We start from the raw sequence: 25,955 nt of genomic DNA, 5'->3' as shown, positions 1-25,955 counted from the left end.
GTATGGGCATATTGGATTCAAAAGTTCCATCTGGGCCGTTGGCCGATAAATGGACCAAACATAAAAACGAAATCAATCTTGTTAACCCTGCCAACAAAAGGAATATCGATGTTATTGTTGTGGGCACGGGGCTGGCCGGGGGTGCCGCAGCAGCCACGTTGGCCGAGTTGGGCTACAATGTAAAGACTTTCTGTTATCAGGATTCTCCGCGTAGAGCACACTCCATTGCTGCCCAAGGAGGTATCAACGCCGCCAAGAACTATCAAGGGGATGGGGATAGTAACTATCGTCTTTTCTATGATACCATAAAAGGGGGCGACTACCGTTCCCGTGAAGCCAACGTATATCGATTGGCTGAAGTTTCAGGAAACATCATTGACCAATGTGTGGCACAAGGGGTTCCCTTTGCCCGTGAATATGGCGGTATGTTGGACAACCGTTCCTTTGGAGGGGTTTTAGTTTCTAGAACCTTTTATGCCAAAGGACAAACTGGACAGCAATTGTTGTTGGGTGCATATTCAGCGATGAATCGACAAATCAACCGGGGGAAAATCCAAGCCTTTAACCGTCATGAAATGATGGATTTGGTTTTGGTGGATGGTAAAGCCCGTGGCATCATCGCAAGAAACTTGGTGACTGGAGAGCTGGAAAGACACAGCGGCCACGCAGTGGTTTTGGCAACTGGGGGTTATGGAAATGTGTTCTTCCTATCTACCAATGCCATGGGAAGTAACGTCATGGCAGCTTGGCGAGCCCACCGAAAAGGAGCGTTCTTTGCCAATCCATGTTTTACACAAATTCACCCTACTTGTATTCCGGTTTCTGGGGACCATCAGTCTAAGTTGACATTGATGTCAGAATCCCTACGTAACGATGGTCGTATTTGGGTACCTAAGAAAAAGGAAGATGCCGTTGCCATTCGGGAAGGCAAATTAAAACCAACAGAAATTGCCGAGGAAGACCGTGACTATTATCTGGAGCGAAGATATCCTGCTTTCGGTAACCTAGTGCCTCGTGACGTAGCATCAAGAGCAGCCAAAGAACGGTGCGATGCCGGCTTTGGTGTAAACAAAACCGGTGAAGCGGTGTACTTGGATTTTGCATCGGCCATTAAACGTTATGGAAAAGAAAAAGCCTTGACCTCTGGGATTAAAGACCCGGACGAGGCCACAATTATAAAACTGGGTGAAGAAGTTATCGAAGCCAAATACGGTAACCTCTTCCAGATGTACGAAAAAATTGTAGATCAAAACCCGTATAAAACCCCCATGATGATCTATCCCGCAGTGCATTATACCATGGGTGGACTTTGGGTGGATTACAACTTGCAGACCACTATTCCCGGTTGCTATGCTGCCGGTGAGGCCAACTTTAGTGATCACGGAGCCAACCGTTTGGGTGCTTCGGCCTTGATGCAGGGTCTGGCTGATGGCTATTTTGTATTGCCGTACACTATCGGGGATTATTTGTCCGATGACATTCGTACGGGAAAAATCCCAACCGACACCGCTGCGTTTGATGAAGCCGAAAAACAAGTTCGCGAACGCATGGAAAAATTGATGTCCGGTACCGGAATCCACTCCGTGGATTACTACCACAAAAAACTGGGCAAGATCATGTGGAATAAGTGTGGTATGGCCCGTAATGAGAAAGAGCTCAAAGAAGCCATCAAGGAGATTTCTGAACTGCGAAAGGATTTCTGGGAAAATGTAAAAATACCAGGAACCATCGATTCCAAAAACCAAGAATTGGAAAAAGCGGGTCGTGTGGCCGATTTCTTGGAATTAGGTGAGCTTTTTGCAAAAGATGCCCTGCATCGAAACGAATCCTGTGGAGGTCACTTCCGCGAAGAGTACCAGACCGAAGAAGGGGAAGCGCTCCGCGATGACAAGAACTTTAAATATGTGGCCGCCTGGGAATATAAGGGTGAGCCAAAAGATGCTGAATTACACAAAGAGGATTTGGTATACGAAAACATTGAATTAAAGACACGATCCTACAAATAAGAAGCTATGAAATTATATCTAAAAATATGGCGTCAGAAAGACGCATCCTCATCAGGTAAAATAGTTGATTATACCCTTGACGGTGTTGAAGGTGATATGTCTTTCTTGGAGATGCTGGACATCCTTAATGAAGAATTGGTTTCCAAAGGAGAGGAGCCTGTGGAGTTTGATCACGACTGTAGAGAGGGTATCTGCGGAACTTGTTCCCTTCAAATTAATGGGGAACCGCATGGGCCAGATAGATTGGTAACTACGTGCCAATTGCACATGCGTAAATTCAACGATGGTGACACCATCGTCATTGAACCGTTTAAAGCAAAAGCGTTCCCAGTCATCAAGGATTTAATTGTGGACCGAAGTGCTTTTGACCGTATCCAGCAAGCAGGAGGTTATATTTCTGTGAACACATCAGGAAACACTGTTGATGCCAACGCCATTCCCATCAACAAGCACGATGCGGATGAGGCCATGGACGCCGCTACCTGTATTGGTTGTGGGGCATGTGTAGCTGCATGTAAGAATGCTAGTGCCATGCTGTTCACCTCTGCAAAAGTATCGCAGTTTGCTCTATTGCCACAAGGACAGGTGGAAGCGGCGGAGCGTGTTCAGAACATGGTTCGCCAAATGGATTTGGAAGGTTTTGGAAACTGTACCAACACCGGTGCTTGTGAAGTTGAGTGCCCTAAAGGTATTTCATTGACCAATATTGCCCGAATGAATCGGGAGTATCTTTCTGCTTCGGTAAAGGGATAGCCATCAAAATATTTCAATAGACAAAACCCAAATTCCAATAGGAGTTTGGGTTTTTTTGGCTAGTTTCCTTACGTCATTTCAAAATGAGGAAGGAAGACGATTGAGAAATCTTTAATCGTTTTGAGATTTCTCACTTAGATTTCGACTACGCTCAATCTGACAGTTCGAAATGACGGGCCCACGTCATGCTGAACTCGCCTGCCTGCCGGCATAGGCAGGTTTCAGCATCCCATAGGTTTGATTCGATCGCATTGTGTCTCGACTGCCTACCTGTCGTAGGTGGGCGCTCGGCGCCTAATGAAGATTGGTGTAAATTAGTGATGTTCGTGTCAAATTGTCTTTTTGTTCAACAATAGATTCTTCGCTTTGCTCAGAATGACATTCCAACAGTTTATTTTTGATTCAAACCTTTGTATCTTCCCATATGCCCAAAAAGTATCCGAAAGAACGCATCAAAGTCCCTCGGTTTAATGAGGAAAGTGGGTTTTACACCACCCCGGAACGTTCCAAGATCATGGGGAAGATTCGAGGGAAGAACACCAAGCCTGAATTAGCTTTTCGGAAAGCGTTGTGGCAAGCCGGATATCGGTATCGTATCGATTATAAAAAACTTATCGGTAAGCCAGACATCGCCCTAAAAAAATACAAAACCGTCATTTTTATTGATGGGGAGTTCTGGCACGGCCACAATTGGGAAGAACGCAAACACAAAATAAAAAGTAACCGGGAATTCTGGATTCCAAAGATCGAACGAAACATTCAACGGGATGAAGAGGTGAACGAGGCACTGGAACAAATGGGTTATAGCGTGTTTCGGTTTTGGGAGTCCGAAGTGAAAAAAGATTTGGAAGGTTGCCTACAAAAAGTACTGAAAGCACTAAACGAACATAGCGCCAATGATTGATATCACGTCTAAATTACCCCATGTGGGCACTACCATCTTTACGACTATTGGCCAACTGGCCCGTGAACATAATGCCATTAATCTATCTCAAGGGTTTCCCAATTTTGACCCAGACCCAGAGTTGTTGGCACTAGTGAGCAAGGCTTATAAAAAAGAGCACAATCAATATGCCCCTATGCAAGGGGCTCTTTCCCTTCGGGAAGCCATTTCCGAGAAAATTGAGCGTTTGTATAGCAAGCATTATAACCCTGAATCTGAAATAACCGTAACCGCTGGGGCAACACAGGCCATTTTTACCACGATTGCCACCTTTATCCAGCCAAAGGATGAAGTCATTGTCATAGAGCCGGCTTTTGATTGCTACGAGCCGGCCATAGCTCTTTTTGGAGGTAAAAGTGTTCCAGTGCCATTGGAGGGCAACGATTTTAAGATGAATTGGAGCACTTTTAAATCAGCAATTACTCCAAAGACCAAAATGGTCATCATCAACACGCCGCACAATCCCACAGGAACCATTTGGTCTGAAAGGGATATGCTTCGGCTTCAGGAAATTTTAAGAGGTACCAATATCATTCTATTGAGTGATGAAGTCTATGAACATATTGTTTTTGATGGGAAACTGCATGAGAGTGCGGCTAAATATCCAGATTTGGCAGCGCGAAGCTTGATCTGCGCTTCGTTTGGTAAAACCTTTCACGCCACAGGCTGGAAAGTAGGGTATTGTGCGGCGCCAAAATTGTTGATGCAGGAGTTTCAAAAAGTGCACCAGTTCAATGTGTTTTCTGTACATCATCCACTGCAAATAGCATTGGCTGAATACTTAAAGTACCCACAACATTATGTAAACCTGGGTGGTTTTTATCAGGAAAAGCGAGATGCTTTCTTAGATGCCATAAAGGATTCCCGATTTAAAATGGTTCCTTCGGAGGGTACCTATTTTCAATTGTTGGAGTATTCGGATATCACGAATGAAAAAGATACCGTCTTTGCCGAACACTTGATCAAAGAGTATAAACTGGCGAGCATTCCGGTCTCTGTATTTTGCAAAGGTGATTATGAGAAGAAATTCTTGCGGTTTTGCTTTGCCAAGACAAACAATGTTTTGGACAAAGCTGCCGAGATCTTGAATTCAATATAAACCTGGAATGCTATAGTTGTTTCTTCACAATTTTGAAAACCTGAAGCACATCATCCAACGGCAATTCAAAATCTTGAAACTCTGGAGAGGTGTTCAAATTATGGCAACGAAGCGAAGTTCTCTCTTTGGAATACCCTGTAAGCTGTTTACAAATAATGCGGTCCTTACAAACCAAAATATAGGATTTGTTCCAAAGGGTTTCGTCATCTTTGGTAAACATTTCTTTTTTTAAACCCAACGCCAAGACAAAAGCTTTATTTGGAATGGCATTTAAGCTGTCATCGTTCATGGAGTCTCCAGAAACCTCAAAAATGCGGTGCGGTTCCTTCGCCAAAAAATCAATCACAAATGCGGATTGAAACGGGACCTTGCTCTGGTGTTTTTCTAAAGATTCAATATACTTTTTGTGCCATTCCACCATCACCAAAGGTGCCATGACCAGATATTTTCCATGATCCAACGGGTAAAAAACACTACCATGTTTGGTAAAGGGCTGTTCTTTGGTGTACGATTCTCCCATATCGTTCACCTCTTGCAGATACATTTCTGCGATGGTCATATCAAAATAATGGGCAATCTTGGTAAGATTCTTAATGGGAATGTTGGCGTTCTTACGCTCGTAAAGCTGTATGGTACGGAGGCTGACCCCTATTTCTTTACCCAATTTGGATTGGCTGATATTTTTTTTACGCCTTAACTGCTTAATTATATACATATATTCAGTATATTGTGTAATATTGTTACGCAATATGCACTAGCCGCAGCGATTCCGCCACTTTTCTGTAATTGGGTTACAAGCCAAATATAGAAAATACGATCAGACCCCAGTAAAATAATTAGTAATCCACTAAAACTATTGAGATGGGATCTATTAAAAATCTAACCTTGGTCATTAACAGCGAAGACATGTTTTCAAAAGAGGACTACGGCAAACCAATCAGTGAGCGACTTTCTGAAACGTTGCGAAGAAATGTCTCTAAAGATGATTATGCCAACATTGCCATCCGGTGCAACGTGAGTTTTTCAACAATTCGGGATGTGGTATACCGCACCAACAGTCTTACCAAGGCCAACGCCCAAGCTATTTCCTTACTGATTCACGCCGCATTTGAAAATTCCATTGGCTACAAGCTGCGTTCAGAGGGAGACATTTTGTTCTTGGAGAGTTTCCTAAAGGTTTAAGCGCAGTAACCAATCGGTCTGTTTGTCATTGCCGATGTAATAAGGATGTTCACCAAATTTTTGAAAACCATGTCGTTGGTAAAAACGAATAGCCTTGGGATTGTGCTCCCATACGCCCAACCATAGATAGGCCTTTCCCAATTCTTTGACCAAATGCAAAATGTGGGAGAGCATTCTCGCTCCTATTTTATGGCCCTGATACGCTTGTATGACATAGATACGCTCCAGTTCAATAGAGTCTTCATCATGTACATCTGTCTGGGCCTTTCCCGTATTTAGTTTATAATAGCCCACCAACGTTTCTTCATCAAATACAAAATAAAAAGTGGAATCGGGGTTTTTCAACTCTGATTCCAATCTGTCTGGGCTAAATGCTTTTTGAATATAGTTTTGAAAATCAACCGGGTCATTATCCTTTTCAAATGCATCTACAAAAGTGTCTTTGGAAATTTTTACCAAAGCATCCAAATCTGAGATTTCACATTGTCTAAAGTCAAGTTTCATGATGGTCTTTTCCCAAATGTATCGCAAAAAAAAGAGCCTAACAAAATTGTTGGCTCCAAGACTTTCAGGGGGAAAAATACTGGTCTAAAGCATAAAAAGCTTCTTGATCAATAACATAAATCCTGTAAAGAAATCGTTTCGGTACACTTGGACGCTTTCGTCCATTGTGGTGTGGTTTAATTTGGCTGCCATGGTATAATTTTATTGGTTCTTAATTTGGGATAAAAATTCGATATAACCAAATATAAACTCGATGAATGGTAAATTAAAACTAATGTTGTGTATTGGTTTTATTTTGTTGTAAAAAAACGAAAGATATTTGCTAAATCTTCATTTCGGGTACTTCGCCCTCTACAATGAGCCTTCCTTCTGTGGCTTCCTCAATATCCTCCACGCTTACCCCAGGAGCTCTTTCCAGAAGTTTGAATCCTTTAGAAGTCACCTCCAAAACAGCCAAGTTGGTCACAATTTTTTTTACACAGCCAACTCCCGTCAATGGCAACGTGCATCGTTTTAGCAATTTGGACTCGCCTGCCCTATTGGTATGCATCATGGCCACTATAATGTTCTCTGCAGAGGCCACCAAGTCCATGGCGCCACCCATCCCTTTGACCATTTTACCCGGTATCTTCCAGTTGGCGATGTCCCCATTTTCAGCCACTTCCATGGCACCCAAAATGGTGAGGTGCACGTGCTGACCTCGAATCATCCCAAAACTTAGGGCCGAGTCAAAAAAAGAAGCTCCCGGCAAGGTGGTGATGGTCTGTTTTCCAGCATTAATGATATCGGCATCTTCTTCTCCATCAAACGGAAAAGGGCCCATGCCCAGTACTCCATTTTCGCTTTGAAACTCCACACTGATATCATCCCGCACAAAATTCGCCACCAAAGTAGGGATACCTATCCCTAAATTGACATAATAGCCGTCTTTGACTTCTTTTGCGATGCGTTTTGCGATTCCGTTTTTGTCTAACATAAAAATAATGTTCTAATGTAACAATGAATCAATTTTTAAGATTCCTCTTGCTTGTACTAATAATCTTATACATAATTAATCCTAGTTCGTTGACACTATCCTTTAGACTAGCTTCGAAAGGGTAACTTTCTGCTCTTTCGCAAAGGGTCAACCAATATTTTACTTCTTCAAGTTCCTTTAAGGCTATTTTTACTTTATGAATGAAATCTGCCCTGCTCTCTGCATTTTGTGCTTCATGGATATTAGCACCAATACTTGTTCCTGATTTTAGTAATTGATTGGCGACAACAAATTTTCGTTCTTTTTCTAGGGTTTCACAAAAATCAATAATCCTTAGGGCAAAATCAACGGATTTGGTTACGATTACATTTTCCCTTTTACCCATTGATTTATTATTACATTGATTCCATTTTACGAACAGTTCGTTGTTCAATTCGTTTCTCATACTTTTCTCCTTGGAAAATGCGCTGTACAAATATACCTGGGATATGAATCTGGTTCGGATCCAAACTTCCGGCGGGAAGGAGTTCCTCCACCTCGGCCACGGTTATTTTTGCGGCACCGCACATGCAAGGGTTAAAATTACGTGCGGTTCCTTTGAAAATCAAGTTTCCAGCTTCGTCTCCTTTCCATGCTTTTACAAAAGAAAAGTCCGCTTTATAGGCAGGTTCCAGCACATACATTTTACCATCGAACTCTCGGGTTTCTTTTCCTTCGGCCACTTCGGTTCCATAACCTGCAGGCGTATAAAAAGCGGGGAAACCTGCTTGGGCTGCCCTACATTTTTCCGCTAAGGTGCCTTGAGGGGTCAACTCAACCTCCAACTCACCACTCAACATTTGGCGTTCAAATTCATCATTCTCCCCCACATAAGAGGAAATCATTTTTCTTATCTGATGTTTTTGTAACAGTAGGCCCAGTCCAAAATCGTCAACTCCAGCATTGTTTGAAATACAGGTAATATCTTTGACTCCCAATTTGACCAACTCTGAGATGGCGTTCTCTGGGATGCCGCAAAGGCCAAATCCACCCAGCATAAAAGTCATTCCATCCGCAACACCGTCCAGAGCTTCTGAAACATTTGCAACTGTTTTATTAATCATTTTGTGCTATTTTCCAATTGTTTGAAATTACGATTTAAATAAAAAAGCCCCAAGACATTTTATGCTTGGGGCCACATTTTTTTGGTAGGCTTGGACTAAAAATCAATGTCCTCCAAATCATCCTCAGTATCCAAATTTTGCTCTTCCTCCTGAGTTTCTTTGGAACAATCTATATTGATGGACATCTCCTCTGGTGCCTCAAAAGCGTCTTTGGAAACTCCAATTTCCTCGTTGGCATAGTTCTTTTTCATATAAAGGGCCCATATGGGCAATGCCATGGACGCCCCCTGACCATAAGTAAGGCTCGCAAAGTGAATGGACCTTTCCTCACCGCCGACCCAAACTCCGGTGACCAAATTGGGCACCATACCCATAAACCAACCATCACTTTGGTTTTGTGTGGTACCTGTTTTACCTGCAATGGGGTTGTTGAGTTCGTATGGATATCCTGTGATAATATCTTTATAAACCGATTGCTCTTTGGCAAAAGTATGCCGTAGCCGTCCTCCAGAACCATATTGGGTAACCCCTTCCATAAGGTTGACCATGGCATAGGCCACATCCTTGCTCAAAACATCCTTGGTTTCTGGTGTATACTCGTAGAGTACGGTTCCATTTTTGTCCTCGATACGGGTTACCATTACAGGTTTTACATACACACCTTGGTTGGCAAACGTACCGTATGCCCCCACCATTTCATATACATTAAAGTCATGGGTTCCCAGTGCAATGGAAGGAACCTCTGGAATGCCATTGTTCAGGCCCATGCTCTTTGCGATAGAAACTACAGCCCCCGGGCCTACTCTATCAATAAGTTGTGCTGTTATGGTATTTACGGAGTTAGCCAATGCGTTCTTCAATGTCATATACTCCCCTGAATATTTTCCATCTGAATTCTTTGGAGTCCAAGCCTCCATGTTTCCGTGTTTTCCCGGTTCAATACTATATTGGTTGTCTGGCAAAGTGTAACATGGTGAATATCGTAGTTGGTCTATGGCCGCGGCATACACAAAAGGCTTAAAAGTTGAGCCTGCCTGTCTTGCCCCTTGATAAACCTGATCATATTGAAAATGCTTGTAGTCAATTCCACCGACCCAAGCCTTTACGTGGCCTGTTTGGGGTTCCATGGACATCATGGCTGTTCTCAAGAACGTCTTGTAATAGCGAATGGAGTCCATGGGTGTCATTACCGTGTCCTTTTCATAGGAATCGCTGTTCCAGTCAAAGACCGTCATTTCAGCCTTTTTATGGAAGGTTGCCTCAATATCCTTTTCGGACATACCCTCATTTTTTAATTGACGCCACCTTGGGGAGGCTTTCATGGCTCGTTCCATGATGGTATCTATGGCTCCTTTGCTCAAATCCAGAAATGGTGCGGTTGGGTTCCGCTGTGGGGTGTTTTGATGAAAAAACTCGGCTTGTAGATTTTTCATGTGCTCTTGCACGGCTTCCTCGGCATTGCGCTGCATTCTGGAGTCGACCGTGGTGTAGACCTTTAACCCATCCAGATAGATGTTCCATTTTTCTCCATCAGGTTTTGGGTTGTCCTTTACCCAACCGTTCAACCAGCGCTGAAGATACATTCTAAAGTAGGTGGCCAATCCTTCGCGGTGCGATTCTGGGTTGAAGTTGATGTTCATCTTCAAAGCTTGCAAAGAATCCTTTTCTTCTTCTGTGATATAATCGTACTTGGCCATTTGTCCCAAAACGGTATTCCTTCGGTTCAGCACAAGCTCTTCACGCCGAATGGGATTATACAGGGATGAATTCTTCAACATGCCTACCAAGACAGCAGATTCCTCGGTCCTAAGCTCGTAAGGCTCTTTTCCGAAATAAATCCGGGAAGCGGAACGGATACCATCAGCAGCATAACCGAAATCATAAATGTTAAGGTACATGGCTATAATTTCCTCCTTTGTATAATTGCGCTCCAAACGGGTGGCAATGACCCATTCCTTTATCTTCTGAGTCACCGCTTCCATTAGGTTTCTGGAACGCACTCCAACAAAGAGTTGTCTGGAAAGTTGCTGTGATATGGTACTGGCTCCTCCCTTTGTTCCCAAATAAGCCAAAGCCCTTGCAAAGCCTCTGGCATCAATCCCAGAGTGATTGTAGTATCTGGCATCTTCTGTGGCCACCAGTGCGTCAATTAGGTTTTGTGGCAAAGTATCATAATCCACCCAGGTTCTATTGTCATCCAAATAAAGCTTGCCTAAGGTTTCACCATCAGAGGAAAGAAATTCGGTGGCCAAGTTGGTCTCTGGGTTTTCCAAACGTTCAAAGGTGGGCATTTCTCCAAAAGCACCCCATGATGCCAAGAGAAAAATAAAAATCACGACTAGAACACCGGACCCAAAAAGTATCCAGAACCATTTAATAAACTTGAAATACCCTTGCTGTTGTTTCTTTTGAACCTTTTTTGCCATTGCTTTATGGGATACTTTTTTCTATTTCCAAACCAACATCTGTAATGCCATCCAAAACATGAATGCCTTCCACATCACCATTCTTGCGCATGGCATGGGATATATTCACCTTATATACGCCTGAATCTGGAAAAACGACGTTTTCTTGAAACCAAAGTTTATTTTCTTTCACGCTTCCAAAGCCTTTTCCCAACCACTCACCCGTAGGTTCTGCCATTTTGTATTCCAACGTGTCCTTTAGCGTGTTTCCGCTTGGGGCTTCAAATTCTGTAATTAAAAAAAGGTTGCTGAACGGAAACTTGTCATCGTTTCTAATGTTGATGAACATGTTGTAAGCGGATATGGTATCCATCCCGGAAAACTCAAATTGTACCGTGTCCCCCATTTCCCATTTCCCATCCTTCAAAGGTTCATATTCAGAAAAGACCATTTGATCATTGCACGACCACAAGAGTGTCACAATTAGGAAGGATACTAGGCTATTTCGCATTCTGGGAAGCTTTGGATTTGGGCTTTCTACGTTTTTTGTTTCTTCTTTTCTTTTTCTTGGGTCTATCAAATCGAGTGAGGCTATCCTGACCCACCACATTTTCAAAGGCCATCTTTTCATCACTTACATTATCCTCGGCATACTCCTCTAAGCTGGCCACTTTTTCGTTCTTCTGATTAAGCTCAAGAATTTCCAAGACTTGATCTTTGCTCAAAGCGTGCCATGTAGCAGGTTCATCTTTGTATGAAAACCATAAGGTCTCTTTAAAAATATCCGCTTTTTGACAAAATGCCACTCCTTTTTTTGTTAATAGTTTGCTGTCTTGTGGCGGAAAATCCTTCAATGCCTCCAAATACATATCCAGTTCGTAATTAAGACAACACTTGAGTTTGCCACATTGCCCCGCCAACTTCTGCGGATTCAATGCCAATTGCTGGTATCTGGCAGATGCCGTGCTCACCGACCTAAAATCAGTCAGCCACGTAGAGCAACATAACTCCCTTCCGCAGGAACCGATGCCCCCCAAGCGTTGGGCTTCTTGTCGATACCCAATTTGACGCATTTCTATTCGGATACCAAAGGCTTTTGCCATATCCTTAATCAATTGTCTAAAGTCCACCCTATCTTCAGCAGTATAATAGAAGGTGGCTTTGGAACCATCCCCCTGAAATTCAACATCACTCAGTTTCATTTCGAGTTTGAGTGAAATGGCAATTTCCCGGGAACGTTTTTTTATCTCTTCTTCCTTATCGCGACATTTTTGCCAAATGTCAATATCCCGTTGTGAGGCTTTTCTATAAATCTTTGGAATGGTGTTGTCATCGGGAGACTCTTTTTTTCGTTTCATCTGCACCCGTACCAACTCCCCGGTGAGGGTTACCATGCCGACATCGTGACCGGATTTGGCTTGGGTAGCCACTATATCACCGATGGACAACGGAAGATTGTCCACATTCCTATAAAATTCTTTTCTACTATTCTTGAAACGTACCTCAACGCAATCAAAAGGTTTTTGACCGTTGGGCAACGACATATTGGAAAGCCAATCAAAGACCGTTAGCTTGTTACAACCATCAGTGCCGCAAGTCCCATTGTTCTTGCAACCACGCGGTTGTCCATCCTTGCCGGTTGAACAACTGCTACACGCCATATTTAATATCTTGATTGAGGCTTCCAAAAAGACAAGCTGTCAGTTCGAGCGGAGTCGAGAACTCTTAAAAAAGCTGATTTTCAATGTACATCTCATCAAATCCTTCGACTGCGCTCAGGATGACAGTTCAATGTGACCATTAAATCTCTCATCTTTTTAGAGTAACCTCAATAGGGTTCATAAAAATTACTAATTGTAAAGATAGTATAATTTATGAGGGTATTGAAATGCTACTTCTTGTATTTCAATACGGGGGAGCGGCCTTTTTTAAAAATCTTGTTGCTGGCCCCTTTTCCTTTTCGCAATGCTTTTTGCTCTTCATAGGGCAGCGCATGGATTTCCTGACACTCCGTGGAACAGCAATTGTCCATAGCGGCGGCACATTCCTCGCACTGGATGAACAACAAATGACAGGCTTCATTGGCACAGTTTACATGGGTATCGCAGGGTTTCCCACATTGGTGACAATGGGAAATGACATCTTCTGAAATACGCTCACCCCTTCTATGGTCAAAAACAAAGTTTTTGCCCAAAAATTTATTCTCCAGATTTTGGGCACGTACCTGTCGAGTATATTCAATGATACCACCTTCAAGCTGGTATACATTTTTAAATCCTTTGTGCTTGTAATAGGCACTGGCTTTTTCACAACGGATGCCCCCGGTGCAATACATCACCAATTTTTTATCTTCTTTGTGCTCGGCCAAATCTTTTTCAATGATATCTAAAGAATCCCGAAAGGTATCCACATCTGGAGTAATGGCATTTTTAAAATGTCCTATTTCACTTTCGTAATGGTTTCGCATGTCTACCAAAACGGTGTCTGGGTCTTCAATAAGCTCGTTGAATTGTTCCGCGCCCACATGAACCCCCTTATTGGTAACATCAAAAGTGTCGTCATTAAGGCCATCGGCCACAATTTTATCACGGACCTTCACCTTTAATTTCAAAAAGGATTTATTGTCCTGTTCAATGGCAATGTTCAAACGTACATTTTCCAAAAAGGAAATGCTGTCCAGATGATCCTTGAATGTGGTGAAATTTACTGCCGGAACGGAAAGCTGTGCATTTATACCCTCATTGGCCACATAGATTCTGCCAAGAACGTCCATTTGGTCCCAAGCCAAAAAAAGATGGTTTCGTAAAATTTGGGGATTCCCAATGTGTGCATATTTGTAGAAAGAGATGGTAAGCCGATCTTGCCCGGCCTCCTCAATGAGTTTTTCCCTTTCCTTGGCACTTAATGTATTGTACAGTTGCATGCTATACTAATAGTTAAGATTAAAGAATGGTTTATTGTAAAATCTGGGCAAAGATAAAAATTCCTGATAGGTAAAAGAAAAGGGCCTCTTTTAAAAAGAAGCCCTTAAAACCACCTTAAACTTTTTCACAGCTATGTTTCCTCCCATACCTTGAACGAGCTGAGACCAGCTCTATAGATATTGAGTTAGTACCCTATAGATTCGATTGTTATAAAAAGGTTGCGTGGCTTTTGCCGTATGTTGAAAGAAATGGTAATTTAGCCTTCCTAATATCGAGAACCATGAGCAACGAAAAAGACGCAAAATTAAAAGCCCTCAAACTAACGCTAGACAAATTGGATAAGACCTACGGCAAAGGTGCCGTAATGAAAATGGGAGATAGTGTGGTGGAAGATGTTGAGGCGATACCTTCTGGATCGTTGGGATTGGACATTGCACTCGGCGTGGGCGGATACCCTCGCGGCCGGGTCATTGAAATTTATGGTCCCGAATCTTCGGGTAAGACCACATTGACCCTTCATGCCATTGCCGAAGCCCAAAAAGCAGGCGGTATTGCGGCCTTTATTGATGCAGAACACGCGTTTGACCGTTTCTACGCTCAAAAATTGGGTGTTGATATCGACAATCTTATCATATCCCAACCCGATCACGGGGAACAGGCTTTGGAAATTACTGATAACCTTATTCGGTCTGGGGCCATTGATATTGTTATTGTGGATTCTGTTGCTGCACTTACGCCTAAAAGTGAAATTGAAGGGGAAATGGGAGACTCCAAAATGGGACTTCATGCCCGATTGATGTCACAAGCGCTTCGAAAATTGACCTCAACCATCAGCAAAACCAAGTGTACCGTAATTTTCATTAACCAATTGCGTGAAAAAATTGGGGTGATGTTTGGAAATCCCGAAACCACCACCGGTGGAAACGCCCTTAAATTTTATGCGTCTGTTCGATTGGATATCAGAAGATCAACTCAAATTAAAGACACTGAAGGTGATGTACAAGGTAACAAGACCCGTGTAAAGGTGGTGAAAAACAAAGTGGCCCCTCCATTTAGAACCGCAGAATTTGATATCATGTATGGAGAGGGAATTTCTAAAATTGGAGAAATCTTGGACTTGGGCGTGGCCTATGAAATTGTAAAGAAAAGCGGTTCTTGGTTCAGTTATGGTGATACCAAACTGGGACAAGGAAGAGATGCGGTAAAAGCACTTCTACTTGACAATCCAGAGCTTTCCGAAGAGCTGGAAGGTAAGATCAAGGAAGCCATTTCAACGATTAAAGCGTAAAGTTGACCTATTTTTAGGACCTTTAACTTTTGCTTGTGAAAATCCTACGCAACCCTTGCCCATACTACACATCTAGGGTTTAAAAAAGGATTTTTATGATAAGAAAATTGTTGATGCCCTTAATTTTTCTTGTGGCAGTTTTCTCGTTCAGTTCATGTGATCTGGATGATGACACCCCAAATTTTTATTTCGTTTCATTGGCGGTCACGGAGGTAGATATGCCCGAGTCCTTTGAGCTGAATGAAACCTATGACATTGATGTAACCTACGTGAGAAATGATGGCTGCACTTTTTTTGAAGGTTTTGACGTGGTGAAAACAGGACAGACCGATCGCGAAGTACTTGTGGTAGGCTCCAGATTGACCGATGAAGACCTAGCTTGTACCCAAGCTGTTGAAGAAGTTGTTGCCACTATGCAGTTCAAGGTGATCTTCACCGGGGAATATCATTTTAAATTTTATGCTGGTAAGGATGAAAATGACGAAGCCATCTATCTGGAGTATGATGTTCCTGTAGAAGGCGAAGCAACAACAAACTAGACATCAATAATCCAAAATTGACCAACATTTGGATCTTGAAGAGCTGATACATAACTGTAAAAAGGGAGAACGTCAGGCACAGGCCGAATTATACCGGAGATATTCCGGTATTCTTTTCGGTATGTGCCTCAAGTATTCCAAAAATAAAACTGAGGCAGAGGACAATCTGCACGACAGTTTTATGACCATTTTCAGCAAAATAGACCAATATAGTTTTCAAGGTTCCTTTGAAGGTTGGATCAAGCGGATAACGGTAAATACCGTATTGCAGAAATACAGAAAAGAACAGCACCTCAATGTGGTTTCGGAAAATATTGGTGATGAGGCCGAGGTGGACACGGAAGGGACAGACATTAGTTTGTCCACCCTCTTGGGATATATTCAAGAGTTGCCGAACAAATACCGGCTCACCTTCAACCTATATGTGTTGGATGGGTACAGCCATAAAGAGATCAGTGAGATGTTGGGGACATCCACGGGAACCTCTAAATCCAATCTGGCACGAGCCAAAATGATTCTGAGGGAAAAAATAGAGAAAGAGAAAATAAACATTGCTTAAAGAACTTAACGATGGGGAAAAAGAATTTAGAGCAATTGTTCAAGGAGACCTTTGAAGGGTTTCAGGAAGTTCCGGATGAAAAGGTCTGGAGTTCCATTGAGGCTTCCTTGGACAAGAAGAAACAGAAAAAACGTGTGGTTCCACTTTGGTGGAAACTAGGTGGCGTAGCGGCTTTATTGGCAGTGCTGTTCTATGTCTTCAATCCGTTTGAAGGCAGCCAACAACAGGATGAGATTATTATTACGGATACAGAAACCAATGTTGAGCCAGCCATTCAAGAGGGTCAGAAAAATGGTGCCGTTGAAGTTGACCCTTCTTCAACTAACGAAAACACTGAAGGATTGGTAGAATCTTCTTCTGAAAAAGAATCGGAAGGAAATCGAGATGCACAAGATTTTAAAAATTCCAATCAAAGCTTCACCTCTGCTAAGCAACAAGTAGCTGAAAATGATGTGGTGCAAAAAAGCCGTATCACTAACAATTCCAAGGATGAAATTTCTCAACCTCAGAATAGAAATGAGGCCATAGCTTTGGCTCAGTCCGATAAAAGTCCTGAGAAGGACGCCGCATTCAACGAAAGCCAAAAAAATCTTGAAAATGCCATTTCCAAAAACAGCAAAACCGTTGCACAAGAGGATTCCAGGGAAAAAGTAAAGGAGCCAAAATCCATTGGAAATATTCTGGAAAATCAAAAAGAAGAGGCTGTGGCCACAAATGAAGAAAAAGTAGAAGATGCTGGAAAGTCCATTTTTGAGGCCATAAAAGAGCAGGAAGAGGAAGAGCTTGCCGTAAACAATACCGCTTCGGGCAAATGGTCCGTTGGCCCATCCGTGGCTCCAGTGTATTTTAGTGCATCAGGAGAAGGCTCTCCCATCCATTCCGACTTTGCCTCAAACTCCAAATCAGGTAATCTTAATTTAAGTTACGGCCTTTCTGTGGCCTATGAAGTGGGTAAAAAATTGAAAATCCGCTCTGGGGTGCATCGGGTAAATTTTGGATATGATACCAATGATGTTTTGTTTTCCTCTTCGGCCCGAAGCTCATCCAGTGATAAGTTTGCAAATATCAACTATGACCAAAAAGCTGAAACGCTTGTGGTTCAAAGTAAAAACAGTCTCCCAAACAACATTCCAACAGATGCCTTTTTGGAATTCTCTTCGAATGAAATTCCAGTTTTGGACGGAAAAATGGTACAGCAACTTGGATATATAGAGGTTCCGGTTGAGCTTAATTATGCGTTGATAGACAAACAGTTTGGGGTAGACCTTATTGGAGGCGTGAGCTCCCTGTTCCTTGTGGAAAACTCTGTATTGGTGGAGTCTGAAGGTCTGGTCACCGAAGTTGGAGAGGCAACCAACGCGAACGATGTAAACTTTAGTGCCAATTTTGGGATGGGTCTCAACTATGATTTCTCTCCAAAAGTTGAGCTTAGTGTAGAGCCCGTTTTTAAATATCAAATGAATACTTTTTCTAAAACTGCCGGCGATTTTCAACCTTTTTCCATTGGTATTTACAGTGGTATAAGCTTTAAGTTTTAGAAATACAATGTTGGTTAGGAAGATTGCCCCTTTAGGCAATCACTTTAAACGCCCTGTTCTGGTAATGGGGCGTTTCTTTTTTGGTAACTTTCTTACAACACAATGAAAATCAACCTATAACAAGTGTGCGCGTATTGCAAAAATTGATTACTTTACCCTTTCAAATTAAATCACCTCAGTTTGAAAAACGGCCAATTTGAAGATATTCTTATCTATTTCTCAAAATCACTTTTGGGAAAGGACGATGAAACCGAAATTTTATGGGATCTCGCCAAAAACTGTATTTCAAAATTAGATTTTGTGGATTGTGTGGTCTACCTCATTGACCATGAAAACAAGCTACTGATTCAAAAAGCGGCTTATGGCCCTAAAAATCCAAAGGACAAGACCTTGTACAAGCCTGTGGAAATTTCAATTGGTGAGGGGATAACAGGCCATGTAGCCCTTACAGGAATGGCGGAAATCGTTGAAAACACTTCTAATGACCCACGCTATATAAAGGACGATGAGCTCCGGCTCTCCGAAATCTGTGTGCCCATTAGCTATGAAAACACCATGTATGGTGTAATAGATTGTGAACACCCCGATGAGGGGTTTTTTAATGCACAACATCTTAAAATGCTAACGGCCATAGCATCTATCTGTGCCATAAAAATTAAAAATGTACGGGCCACAAAAACGCTTTTAGACGAACAGGAAAGACTCTATAAAATCAAGGAAGAGATGCTTGGGCTTAAGCTCAAAGCACTCAATGCCCAGCTTAATCCACATTTTGTGTTCAACACATTAAATGCCATTCAGAGTCTGGTTATTTCCGGAGAACGAAAAGTGGTAATGAAATACTTATCCATTTTCAGTAAACTTCTTCGGTTTTATCTTAAAAATCTGGAAAGGGATGTGGTTACCTTAATGGATGAGGTAGACATGCTTCACTGGTACCTAAAACTTCAATCTTTGCGATATGACCATCGGTTTGAATATTCCATATCCATAGACCAAGATCTAGAAAATGGAGAGGCAATCATTCCATGCTTTCCTATTTTGACGCTTTTGGAAACTATAATTGAACATGCCATTTATGATGAAAATGAGAAACAAGAGTTGGAAATCGTTTTTAAAGTCATTGACACCAAGATTATGCTGGAAATTGACCATAAAAAGGCTAATAACAAGCCCATACACTATAGAGATGGCTATAAAGAGCGTATGGCAAATTGGGAAGGCCAAATACCCACCAATTCTCTTCCCATTCAGATTTCAACAAAACCTCCCATTGATGGCCCCATAACCGGCTCAAATAAAATCTGCCTACAATTACCCAACATGCAATAAAACTAAGACTGTATTTTTCTCTTCGCTTGCCTCTACTATCAATTTACACATGGGTAAGCTCCTTTAAAATTACACCCCTAACCTCTTCGCGCAGCGTAGATTTATCTTCCTCACCTAAAATACCCGTTTCAAAGAATTGATGCACCTTTGCCCGGACGCGTCCAGGCCCACCGCTAAAAAAAGAAAATGAAAATCGTTTTTTGTTATCATAAAACGTAATGGGCACCACGGGAATCTTGTGGGCAATTGCCATTTTAAAAGCACCGTCCTTGAACGCATCCAAGACAACGTGTTCGTCGGGAACGCCGCCCTCTGGAAATATACAAATGCTCAAGCCTTGGTCTAGTCTTCGCTGCGCGCGTCGGTACACCCCGGTCCTGCTTTTTACATCTTCCCTATCGACCATAATACAGACCCGCTTGTAAAAAAACCCGAAAATGGGGATTTTTACCAATTCCTTTTTCCCTACAAACACAAAGGGGTTATTGCTCACCAAAAGCATCAACATAATGTCCAACATACTGGTATGGTTGGCCACCAACATATAGCTTTTTCCTTTTTCCATACGTTGTTCACGCTTTATTTGAGGAAAACAACCCATGCCATACAGTATGGGCCTGGCCCAAAAATTTCGAGCCATCCAAAAAAATTGGGGGTATGTATGTTCCGAAAAGGTCAAGAGCAACAAAATGGGAAAAAACACCAGAATAGGAATGGCCACAAGCAAATAAAACCAAACCCGGTACAAAACCTGACCTATGCTTTTTAGGATATGCAGCATGGGCTAAAAGTAACTTTTTTAGATGGTATTGAAAATAAAGTGTACCCATCCTTCGACCAAAGACTTAAAACTAGCTATTTCAACTTCTTTTTTTATAGGCTTCGGATGCTTACTTTTACGGGCAAAAATTAAGCATGGCCCGAATTCTGACCGGAATCCAAAGTACAGGAACGCCCCACTTGGGAAATATCTTGGGAGCAATTATACCTGCCATTGCAATGGCACAAGATCCCAAAAACGATTCATTTCTTTTTATTGCGGATATGCATTCCCTAACCCAAATAAAAGACGGGGAACTTTTGCGAAACAATACCTACGCCATTGCTTCGGCTTGGTTGGCTTTTGGGTTAGATATTGACAAAACGGTTTTTTATCGCCAGAGCGATGTACCACAGACCGCTGAACTGGCTTGGTATCTCAGTTGTTTTTTCCCATACCAACGATTGACGTTGGCCCACTCATTTAAGGATAAGGCAGACCGGTTGGAAGATGTCAATGCCGGACTATTCACCTACCCCATGCTTATGGCCGCGGATATTTTGTTGTACGATGCGGATATTGTTCCCGTAGGGAAAGACCAACTCCAACATTTAGAAATGACCCGCGATGTCGCCGCGCGTTTCCACAACCAAATGGGAGAAACCTTTGTGATGCCAGAGGCCAAAGTACATGAAGAGACCATGTATGTTCCTGGAACTGATGGCGAAAAAATGAGCAAGAGTCGGAGTAATCTCATCAATATTTTTCAGCCGGATAAACCCTTGCGCAAACAAATCATGGGCATTGTTACCGACAGTACGCCCATGGAAGAGCCCAAAGACCCTAGCAATGACAATGTATTTGCCTTATACAAATTATTGGCGTCGCAAGAACAGATTGAAGAGATGAGTGCCAATTATTTAGCGGGGAACTACGGTTACGGACATGCAAAGCAAGCTTTGTACGAAGTGATTTTGGAGAAGTTTGAAGAGCCCCGCGAAAAATTTGATTACTACATGAACCACCTCAATGAAGTGGATGAAGCCCTAGCCGTTGGCGCCGAAAAAGCCAAAAAAGTGGCCAATGATGTATTGGAACGTGTTCGGGAGAAATTGGGATACTAGTTTTTGCTCATTCAATTAATTGCTTGTGCCTCCTTGATTAGAATACTTGGAAGTGTATTTATGGATATTTGCTTAATTTTACAATATCTATGAAAGGACCTGCTCTACTTCTCTCATTATTATTGTTACTATTGTCAATACAGGGTTGTTCCGATGGTAACAATACTGAAGACATGGGGTATGAGAGCGTGGAAACCGAGCACAACCATCAAAATGACAGTGATGATGCCTGCCCCTTGGCCTGTACTTGCAACTGTTGTGGCACTTCCATAACTCATGAGCCCATTGAAGTTTTTACACTTCAAGTCCATTATCAAATACCTATCTTGGTTTCCACCGAGTTTCGTTCCAATTATAGATTCGATTTTCTTTCCAACATTTGGCAACCACCCCAGTTGATTAGCTAACATATCGCGGCTTTTGGCCACAAAAATTTTAGTTAATCTATTTCAAATTCAAAATGAAAAATTTCATACTGAGCTTTATGCTCACAATAGGTCTGTTTACCTATACAAAGGCACAGACTGATACTATACAAATTAAAATCTTTACCGAAACTGAACAAGAACCCTTGGTAGGTGCTACTGTATATTTTGAAACGCTTGGAAAGGGAGCGGTCACCGATTTGGATGGTGTAGCAACTTTTGTTGAAATCCCGGCTGGGGAACATCCATTGCGTATTTCCTATCTGGGCTTTGAGACCCTGAACACTTCTATCAGTTTACCCGCCCGAACCGAATTAGTTTTCAGCTTAAGTTATGGTGGCACCGAATTGGAAGAAGTTGTCTTACAATCATCCCGAAGTACAAGGACCATACAAAAGATCCCTACCCGGATTGAGCTTATTGGAGCAGAAGAACTTGGAGAAAAAGCGATGATGAACCCTACCAATATATCCATGGTCCTCAGGGAAAGTACGGGAATCCAAATGCAACAAACATCCCTGAGCAGTGGAAACTCAAATATTAGGATCCAAGGTCTGGATGGTAGATACACCCAGCTTTTGCGGGACGGTTTTCCGCTTTATGGAGGCTTTTCCAGTGGATTGAGCATCATGCAAATTCCCCCATTGGACCTACAACAGTTCGAAATTGTTAAAGGAAGCTCATCCACGCTTTATGGCGGAGGGGCCATTGCCGGACTTGTGAACATGGTCTCCAAAACACCGGGGGAAGAACCTTCATTGGACATTATGCTGACCCAAACACATGCAAAAGGTAGTACGGCCAATGTTTTCTACAGCAAGCGGAATGACAAATTTGGCCTTACACTTTATGCTTCTGGGCATTTGCAAAAACCATACGATCCAGAAGATGATGGGTTCAGCAATTTGCCCAAGACAAAATCCATTTCCTTTAATCCGAAGTTTTATTATTACCCTTCCAAAAAGACCACTTTTTGGTTTGGTGTAAATGGCACATTGGATAGTAGAATTGGCGGTGACATCAACAAAATTGAGAACAGCGCAAATGATGAACACCAATATACCGAGGAAAATGTTTCTAAGCGGATGAGCACACAGGCATTCTTTGAAACCCAGATAGACACGATACAATCGGTCAGCATGAAGAACAGTCTTTCCTTTTTTGATCGGGAATTGACCATCCCAGATCTTATTTTTTCAGGTAGTCAGTTCAACAGCTTTTCCGAAGCAACTTACCGAAGACAAATGCCAAAGACAGACCTTGTGGTAGGCGCAAACCTTTATACCGTATCATTTAACGAAGATGAAACAGGGCCGTTGGACAGGAGCCAAAAGGACATTACGGCTGGTCTGTTTGCCAAATACATTCTTGACCTGTCACGAAATTGGATCTTGGAAACGGGATTGCGGACAGATTATACAGACCAATGGGGGGTTTTTCCATTACCGCGACTTTCAATATTGTATAAAAACAATTCTGGTTTCTCTAGTAGAATTGGTGGAGGTCTGGGCTACAAACTTCCGGACATTTTTACCGAGGAAGCTGAGTTTATCAATTTCAGGAACATCCTTCCCATCAACAAAGATGTACTGAACGCAGAGCGGTCTTATGGTTTCAATCTGGACTTTAATTTCCAAACTCGTATATGGGAAAACATTAGCTTTTCCATTAATCAACTGTTCTATGTATCGGCTATTACCGATGGGCTTTTGCTGAACAGCACTTCAGAAGATTTTTTCCAATTTGAAAATGCTCCCGGTAAGATTCTAAGTAAAGGTGCTGAAAGCAATATTAAATTCACCTACAAAGATTTTAGGTGGTTTTTAAATTACGCATTGATCGATACACGGTTGCACTATTTGCCCGGCAATCCTAGAAAACCATTGACCGCCAAGCATAATGCTGGAAGCGTGTTGATGTATGAGAATGAAACTTGGCGATTTGGGTTTGAAACCTATTATACCGGTAAGCAGTTTTTGTCCGATGGAACCAAAACAACGGATTTTTTCACTTTAGGATTTCTGGTTGTGCGTAATTTTAATTGGGGCAGTCTGTTTGTCAATTTTGAAAATTTCACGGACAGAAGGCAGAGTAGGTTTTCTCCCTTGGTGCTCCCTCCCCATGAAGACCCGGTTTTCCCAGAAATATATGCTCCTACGGATGGTTTCATTTTTAGTATTGGTGCCATTCTTAAGCCTTTTGGAAACCATGAACATTGACAAATAACACTACAAAAACCGCGGGCCGTCCGTAATTTGGATGCTGCGCGGTTTTTTCATCCATTTTAAATCGCTTCAAAAAGTTTACCGGGCAATGGCCGGATCACGCCTTTCATTTCCATACCCAAAAGTGTGGAGGAGGTTTTAAAAATGGGCAAATTACACTCCAAAGCCACGGTGTCCAGTAGTTGTTTTCCGTTCAATTGCAGGTAGGAGTAGATTGACTGTTCTGTTTCATCCAACTCGATGAACAACTGCTTTTGCACCGGAGATTCCTCCTTTTTCTCCTCCAGATCCCATCCCAAAAGATAGATTAACTCTGCCGCTGAGGTCAGTAAATGGGCTTTTTGTCGCTTTATGAGGTCATTACACCCCTTGCTGAACTTGTCGGAACACCTGCCTGGAACCGCGAATACCTCCCGGTTATATCCATTAGCGATATCTGCCGTGACCAAACTGCCTCCTTTTTCTGCGGATTCCACTACAAGCGTAGCCTCACTCATTCCGGCAATGATTCGGTTTCGTTTTAGGAAGTTCTCCCGATCAGGATTGCTGGTACTCCAAAATTCAGTAAGAAACCCGCCGTTTTGTTCCATTTCCGAGGCAAATTTTTTGTGTGCCTTCGGATAAATTTGGTTCAGGCCATGCGCCATGCAAGCAATGGTTTGTAGACCATGGTTCATAGCGGCTTTTTGAATAGTAATGTCCACCCCATAGGCAAGGCCGCTCACAATAATGGGGTCAAGTGGCGCTATTTCCTCAATAAAGGCTTCACAAAATGTGCTACCATAATTGGTAATGCTTCGGGTGCCTACCACACTGATAATTCTTTTTTGATTGAGATTCATGTTTCCCCGTTGAAACAACAAAATGGGTGCATCCGGACAATGCTTCAAAAAATAGGGATATCCATCATCCATAAAATAGGACAAGGCAATATTTTCCTTACATATAAATTGATATTCGGCTTCAGCTTCATCCAAATAAACAGCATCTTTGAGTCCGTTCAAGGTGAATCGGCCTATGCCATCAATTTTTAAAAGGTGTTGAATTTTATCCTCAAAAACAGCCGTTGGACTTCCGCAATGTGCAATCAATTTTCTTGCTGTAACATCGCCAATATTTGGGATGGCCTGCAAGCGCAGCGCTGCAATAATTTCAGGTTCAGTCATTTGATTTGGGCGTCAAAGTTGTCCACAAAGTACAGCTTTTCAAATGTTAATAAAAAGTTATCCCGCTTATTTTGTGCTCTGGCTTTTTTTACAATATTTGTGGCTATGCGGATTGATTCTTACATCGAAAAATTGCTGTTTGATTATAACTGTGTCGTGGTTCCGGGTTTTGGGGCTTTCTTGGCGCATGGGAAATCTGCAGAAATTGATACAGTTACCAATACCCTGATTCCTCCTTCAAAATCCATTTCCTTCAATGCCCAATTATTCAAAAATGATGGGTTATTGGTGTCACATATTGCCAAGGAAAAAAAACTGGGCTATGAGGAACTGCTCCAAGAAGTGGAAAATGTTGCCGAGGATTGGAACAAAAGATTGGAGCTTGGTGAAAGTCTGGAACTTTTTGGAATTGGAAAGCTTTGGCTGAACCGTGAACAGCGTATTCAGTTTCAACCAGAGAACCGGGTCAATTATTTAACTTCTTCATTTGGATTGTCCTCTTTTGCCGCTACGCCCATCCAGCGTGAGGTATTGAAAGAAGAGGTTGAAGAGTTGGAGGAGAAGATTCCGTTCATCATCACACCAGAAAAACGCGAAGAAACATCTTTCCGGCCATGGTTGAAGTACGCGGCCATCTTCCTTTTGGCCATTTCTTTGGGAGTAACCTCATACCGAACCTATGGCGATTTGAAACAGAAAGAAGTCGCCGCACAGCAAGATGCCCAACAAGAGGTTTCCCGATTGATTCAGGAAGCGACTTTCTTTGAAAGTGATCCTTTGGAACTTCCGGCCATCAGCATCAATGTCAGCAAAAAACAATTGGGCAAACACCATGTTATTGCTGGTGCTTTCCGCATGGAAGAAAATGCTGAAAAACGGGTTGCCCAACTCAAGGAAAAAGGGTACAGCGCATTTTATTTGGGGGTCAACAAATATGGGCTACACCAGGTGGCTTATGACAGTTTTGAGGATCCTAAAGATGCCTTGGTCTTTTTGAGAAAGGTAAAAGCTACTGAATCACGTGATGCGTGGTTGCTTTCTGAGAAATAAGCCCACTTTTCTTTAAAACGATACTACACTTCAATATCTTTGCGCAAAATTTCT

Annotated in this window: 25 protein-coding genes; 14 read left to right on the top strand and 11 right to left on the bottom strand. The window is 42.3% G+C overall.

Annotated features, from left to right (window positions below; genetic code table 11):
* The first annotated feature begins 2 nt into the window (after positions 1-2).
* The 4 genes from AB1A65_RS04610 to AB1A65_RS04595 all read left to right on the top strand — a co-directional run bounded on the left by AB1A65_RS04610 (position 3) and on the right by AB1A65_RS04595 (position 4,801).
* A complete protein-coding gene (locus AB1A65_RS04610; protein WP_366586094.1) occupies positions 3-2,006 on the top strand; it encodes a fumarate reductase/succinate dehydrogenase flavoprotein subunit in 2,004 nt (667 codons plus the stop codon).
* Between the two features lie 6 nt (positions 2,007-2,012).
* Entirely contained in the window at positions 2,013-2,759 is a 747-nt protein-coding gene (locus AB1A65_RS04605; protein ID WP_366586092.1) for a succinate dehydrogenase/fumarate reductase iron-sulfur subunit, read from the top strand.
* A gap of 397 nt (positions 2,760-3,156) precedes the next feature.
* Positions 3,157-3,663, top strand: a complete 507-nt coding sequence (locus tag AB1A65_RS04600; RefSeq protein WP_366586090.1) for a very short patch repair endonuclease — start codon at positions 3,157-3,159, stop codon at positions 3,661-3,663.
* Positions 3,656-4,801, top strand: a complete 1,146-nt coding sequence (locus AB1A65_RS04595; protein ID WP_366586088.1) for a methionine aminotransferase — start codon at positions 3,656-3,658, stop codon at positions 4,799-4,801. Before AB1A65_RS04600 ends, AB1A65_RS04595 begins: the two co-directional genes overlap by 8 nt.
* 10 nt (positions 4,802-4,811) lie before the next feature.
* Here the strand turns inward: AB1A65_RS04595 and AB1A65_RS04590 are convergent, their stop codons facing one another.
* Positions 4,812-5,516, bottom strand: a complete 705-nt coding sequence (locus AB1A65_RS04590) for a helix-turn-helix domain-containing protein (RefSeq protein WP_366586086.1) — start codon at positions 5,514-5,516, stop codon at positions 4,812-4,814.
* A 146-nt stretch (positions 5,517-5,662) separates the two neighbouring features.
* On the opposite strand from AB1A65_RS04590, the gene AB1A65_RS04585 reads away from it, so the two are divergent.
* On the top strand, positions 5,663-5,983 hold the full coding sequence (locus AB1A65_RS04585; RefSeq protein WP_366586084.1) for a hypothetical protein: 321 nt from the start codon (positions 5,663-5,665) through the stop codon (positions 5,981-5,983).
* Here AB1A65_RS04585 and AB1A65_RS04580 read toward each other — a convergent pair.
* The 8 genes from AB1A65_RS04580 to AB1A65_RS04545 form a co-directional block, all read right to left on the bottom strand.
* On the bottom strand, positions 5,972-6,487 hold the full coding sequence (locus tag AB1A65_RS04580) for a GNAT family N-acetyltransferase (RefSeq protein WP_366586082.1): 516 nt from the start codon (positions 6,485-6,487) through the stop codon (positions 5,972-5,974). The genes AB1A65_RS04585 and AB1A65_RS04580 overlap by 12 nt on opposite strands.
* 322 nt (positions 6,488-6,809) lie before the next feature.
* Positions 6,810-7,463, bottom strand: a complete 654-nt coding sequence (locus AB1A65_RS04575) for a 3-oxoacid CoA-transferase subunit B (RefSeq protein WP_366586080.1) — start codon at positions 7,461-7,463, stop codon at positions 6,810-6,812.
* A gap of 28 nt (positions 7,464-7,491) precedes the next feature.
* Positions 7,492-7,848, bottom strand: a complete 357-nt coding sequence (locus AB1A65_RS04570; RefSeq protein ID WP_366586078.1) for a four helix bundle protein — start codon at positions 7,846-7,848, stop codon at positions 7,492-7,494.
* Positions 7,849-7,858: 10 nt separating this feature from the next.
* On the bottom strand, positions 7,859-8,566 hold the full coding sequence (locus tag AB1A65_RS04565; protein ID WP_366586076.1) for a CoA transferase subunit A: 708 nt from the start codon (positions 8,564-8,566) through the stop codon (positions 7,859-7,861).
* Between the two features lie 95 nt (positions 8,567-8,661).
* Complete coding sequence (locus AB1A65_RS04560; RefSeq protein ID WP_366586075.1) at positions 8,662-10,992, bottom strand: transglycosylase domain-containing protein; 2,331 nt, start codon at positions 10,990-10,992, stop codon at positions 8,662-8,664.
* Positions 10,993-10,996: 4 nt separating this feature from the next.
* Entirely contained in the window at positions 10,997-11,482 is a 486-nt protein-coding gene (locus AB1A65_RS04555; RefSeq protein ID WP_366586073.1) for a gliding motility lipoprotein GldH, read from the bottom strand.
* A complete protein-coding gene (ricT, locus tag AB1A65_RS04550) occupies positions 11,472-12,632 on the bottom strand; it encodes a regulatory iron-sulfur-containing complex subunit RicT (RefSeq protein ID WP_366586071.1) in 1,161 nt (386 codons plus the stop codon). Before ricT ends, AB1A65_RS04555 begins: the two co-directional genes overlap by 11 nt.
* 230 nt (positions 12,633-12,862) lie before the next feature.
* Entirely contained in the window at positions 12,863-13,894 is a 1,032-nt protein-coding gene (locus tag AB1A65_RS04545) for a rhodanese-related sulfurtransferase (RefSeq protein ID WP_366586069.1), read from the bottom strand.
* A gap of 281 nt (positions 13,895-14,175) precedes the next feature.
* On the opposite strand from AB1A65_RS04545, the gene recA reads away from it, so the two are divergent.
* The 5 genes from recA (at position 14,176) to AB1A65_RS04520 (ending at position 19,151) form a co-directional block, all read left to right on the top strand.
* Positions 14,176-15,183 (top strand): recombinase RecA, encoded by a 1,008-nt coding sequence (recA, locus tag AB1A65_RS04540; RefSeq protein WP_366586067.1) that lies wholly within the window; start codon positions 14,176-14,178, stop codon positions 15,181-15,183.
* A 95-nt stretch (positions 15,184-15,278) separates the two neighbouring features.
* The gene (locus AB1A65_RS04535) at positions 15,279-15,722 is read left to right on the top strand and encodes a hypothetical protein (RefSeq protein WP_366586065.1); all 444 of its coding nucleotides are present in this window, start codon (positions 15,279-15,281) and stop codon (positions 15,720-15,722) included.
* Between the two features lie 28 nt (positions 15,723-15,750).
* Positions 15,751-16,281 carry a sigma-70 family RNA polymerase sigma factor gene (locus tag AB1A65_RS04530; protein WP_366586063.1) on the top strand — a complete coding sequence of 177 codons (531 nt, stop codon included), beginning with the start codon at positions 15,751-15,753 and terminating at the stop codon, positions 16,279-16,281.
* 11 nt (positions 16,282-16,292) lie between these two features.
* The gene (locus AB1A65_RS04525) at positions 16,293-17,819 is read left to right on the top strand and encodes a hypothetical protein (protein ID WP_366586061.1); all 1,527 of its coding nucleotides are present in this window, start codon (positions 16,293-16,295) and stop codon (positions 17,817-17,819) included.
* A 180-nt stretch (positions 17,820-17,999) separates the two neighbouring features.
* Positions 18,000-19,151, top strand: a complete 1,152-nt coding sequence (locus tag AB1A65_RS04520; RefSeq protein WP_366586059.1) for a histidine kinase — start codon at positions 18,000-18,002, stop codon at positions 19,149-19,151.
* 43 nt (positions 19,152-19,194) lie between these two features.
* Here AB1A65_RS04520 and AB1A65_RS04515 read toward each other — a convergent pair whose 3' ends face one another.
* The gene (locus AB1A65_RS04515) at positions 19,195-19,932 is read right to left on the bottom strand and encodes a lysophospholipid acyltransferase family protein (protein ID WP_366586057.1); all 738 of its coding nucleotides are present in this window, start codon (positions 19,930-19,932) and stop codon (positions 19,195-19,197) included.
* Positions 19,933-20,066: 134 nt separating this feature from the next.
* On the opposite strand from AB1A65_RS04515, the gene trpS reads away from it, so the two are divergent.
* The 3 genes from trpS (at position 20,067) to AB1A65_RS04500 (ending at position 23,679) form a co-directional block, all read left to right on the top strand.
* Positions 20,067-21,035 (top strand): tryptophan--tRNA ligase, encoded by a 969-nt coding sequence (gene trpS, locus AB1A65_RS04510; protein ID WP_366586055.1) that lies wholly within the window; start codon positions 20,067-20,069, stop codon positions 21,033-21,035.
* Between the two features lie 89 nt (positions 21,036-21,124).
* The gene (locus tag AB1A65_RS04505) at positions 21,125-21,442 is read left to right on the top strand and encodes a hypothetical protein (protein WP_366586053.1); all 318 of its coding nucleotides are present in this window, start codon (positions 21,125-21,127) and stop codon (positions 21,440-21,442) included.
* Positions 21,443-21,495: 53 nt separating this feature from the next.
* Positions 21,496-23,679: a TonB-dependent receptor gene (locus AB1A65_RS04500; protein ID WP_366586051.1), complete on the top strand. Its 2,184-nt coding sequence runs from the start codon at positions 21,496-21,498 to the stop codon at positions 23,677-23,679.
* Positions 23,680-23,744: 65 nt separating this feature from the next.
* Here AB1A65_RS04500 and dprA read toward each other — a convergent pair whose 3' ends face one another.
* Positions 23,745-24,851: a DNA-processing protein DprA gene (gene dprA / locus AB1A65_RS04495; RefSeq protein ID WP_366586049.1), complete on the bottom strand. Its 1,107-nt coding sequence runs from the start codon at positions 24,849-24,851 to the stop codon at positions 23,745-23,747.
* Between the two features lie 105 nt (positions 24,852-24,956).
* On the opposite strand from dprA, the gene AB1A65_RS04490 reads away from it, so the two are divergent.
* A complete protein-coding gene (locus AB1A65_RS04490) occupies positions 24,957-25,901 on the top strand; it encodes an SPOR domain-containing protein (protein ID WP_366586047.1) in 945 nt (314 codons plus the stop codon).
* Positions 25,902-25,955: the final 54 nt, after the last annotated feature.

It is taken from the genome of Allomuricauda sp. ANG21 (genome assembly GCF_040705235.1).
In the GTDB taxonomy this organism is placed as follows: Bacteria; Bacteroidota; Bacteroidia; order Flavobacteriales; family Flavobacteriaceae; genus Flagellimonas; species Flagellimonas marina.
The sequence above is the reverse complement of the archived record's forward strand: the minus strand, read 5'-3'. Positions and strand labels throughout refer to the sequence as shown.

What these genes read in the sequence shown, in the direction of transcription:
- AB1A65_RS04610 (WP_366586094.1), top strand. Translation starts at nt 3, where the DNA reads ATGGGCATATTGGATTCAAAAGTTCCATCTGGGCCGTTGGCCGATAAA.
- AB1A65_RS04605 (WP_366586092.1), top strand. Translation starts at nt 2,013, where the DNA reads ATGAAATTATATCTAAAAATATGGCGTCAGAAAGACGCATCCTCATCA.
- AB1A65_RS04595 (WP_366586088.1), top strand. Translation starts at nt 3,656, where the DNA reads ATGATTGATATCACGTCTAAATTACCCCATGTGGGCACTACCATCTTT.
- AB1A65_RS04590 (WP_366586086.1), bottom strand. Translation starts at nt 5,516, where the DNA reads ATGTATATAATTAAGCAGTTAAGGCGTAAAAAAAATATCAGCCAATCC.
- AB1A65_RS04585 (WP_366586084.1), top strand. Translation starts at nt 5,663, where the DNA reads ATGGGATCTATTAAAAATCTAACCTTGGTCATTAACAGCGAAGACATG.
- AB1A65_RS04580 (WP_366586082.1), bottom strand. Translation starts at nt 6,487, where the DNA reads ATGAAACTTGACTTTAGACAATGTGAAATCTCAGATTTGGATGCTTTG.
- AB1A65_RS04575 (WP_366586080.1), bottom strand. Translation starts at nt 7,463, where the DNA reads ATGTTAGACAAAAACGGAATCGCAAAACGCATCGCAAAAGAAGTCAAA.
- AB1A65_RS04570 (WP_366586078.1), bottom strand. Translation starts at nt 7,848, where the DNA reads ATGGGTAAAAGGGAAAATGTAATCGTAACCAAATCCGTTGATTTTGCC.
- AB1A65_RS04565 (WP_366586076.1), bottom strand. Translation starts at nt 8,566, where the DNA reads ATGATTAATAAAACAGTTGCAAATGTTTCAGAAGCTCTGGACGGTGTT.
- AB1A65_RS04560 (WP_366586075.1), bottom strand. Translation starts at nt 10,992, where the DNA reads ATGGCAAAAAAGGTTCAAAAGAAACAACAGCAAGGGTATTTCAAGTTT.
- AB1A65_RS04555 (WP_366586073.1), bottom strand. Translation starts at nt 11,482, where the DNA reads ATGCGAAATAGCCTAGTATCCTTCCTAATTGTGACACTCTTGTGGTCG.
- ricT (WP_366586071.1), bottom strand. Translation starts at nt 12,632, where the DNA reads ATGGCGTGTAGCAGTTGTTCAACCGGCAAGGATGGACAACCGCGTGGT.
- AB1A65_RS04545 (WP_366586069.1), bottom strand. Translation starts at nt 13,894, where the DNA reads ATGCAACTGTACAATACATTAAGTGCCAAGGAAAGGGAAAAACTCATT.
- recA (WP_366586067.1), top strand. Translation starts at nt 14,176, where the DNA reads ATGAGCAACGAAAAAGACGCAAAATTAAAAGCCCTCAAACTAACGCTA.
- AB1A65_RS04535 (WP_366586065.1), top strand. Translation starts at nt 15,279, where the DNA reads ATGATAAGAAAATTGTTGATGCCCTTAATTTTTCTTGTGGCAGTTTTC.
- AB1A65_RS04525 (WP_366586061.1), top strand. Translation starts at nt 16,293, where the DNA reads ATGGGGAAAAAGAATTTAGAGCAATTGTTCAAGGAGACCTTTGAAGGG.
- AB1A65_RS04515 (WP_366586057.1), bottom strand. Translation starts at nt 19,932, where the DNA reads ATGCTGCATATCCTAAAAAGCATAGGTCAGGTTTTGTACCGGGTTTGG.
- trpS (WP_366586055.1), top strand. Translation starts at nt 20,067, where the DNA reads ATGGCCCGAATTCTGACCGGAATCCAAAGTACAGGAACGCCCCACTTG.
- AB1A65_RS04505 (WP_366586053.1), top strand. Translation starts at nt 21,125, where the DNA reads ATGAAAGGACCTGCTCTACTTCTCTCATTATTATTGTTACTATTGTCA.
- AB1A65_RS04500 (WP_366586051.1), top strand. Translation starts at nt 21,496, where the DNA reads ATGAAAAATTTCATACTGAGCTTTATGCTCACAATAGGTCTGTTTACC.
- dprA (WP_366586049.1), bottom strand. Translation starts at nt 24,851, where the DNA reads ATGACTGAACCTGAAATTATTGCAGCGCTGCGCTTGCAGGCCATCCCA.
- AB1A65_RS04490 (WP_366586047.1), top strand. Translation starts at nt 24,957, where the DNA reads ATGCGGATTGATTCTTACATCGAAAAATTGCTGTTTGATTATAACTGT.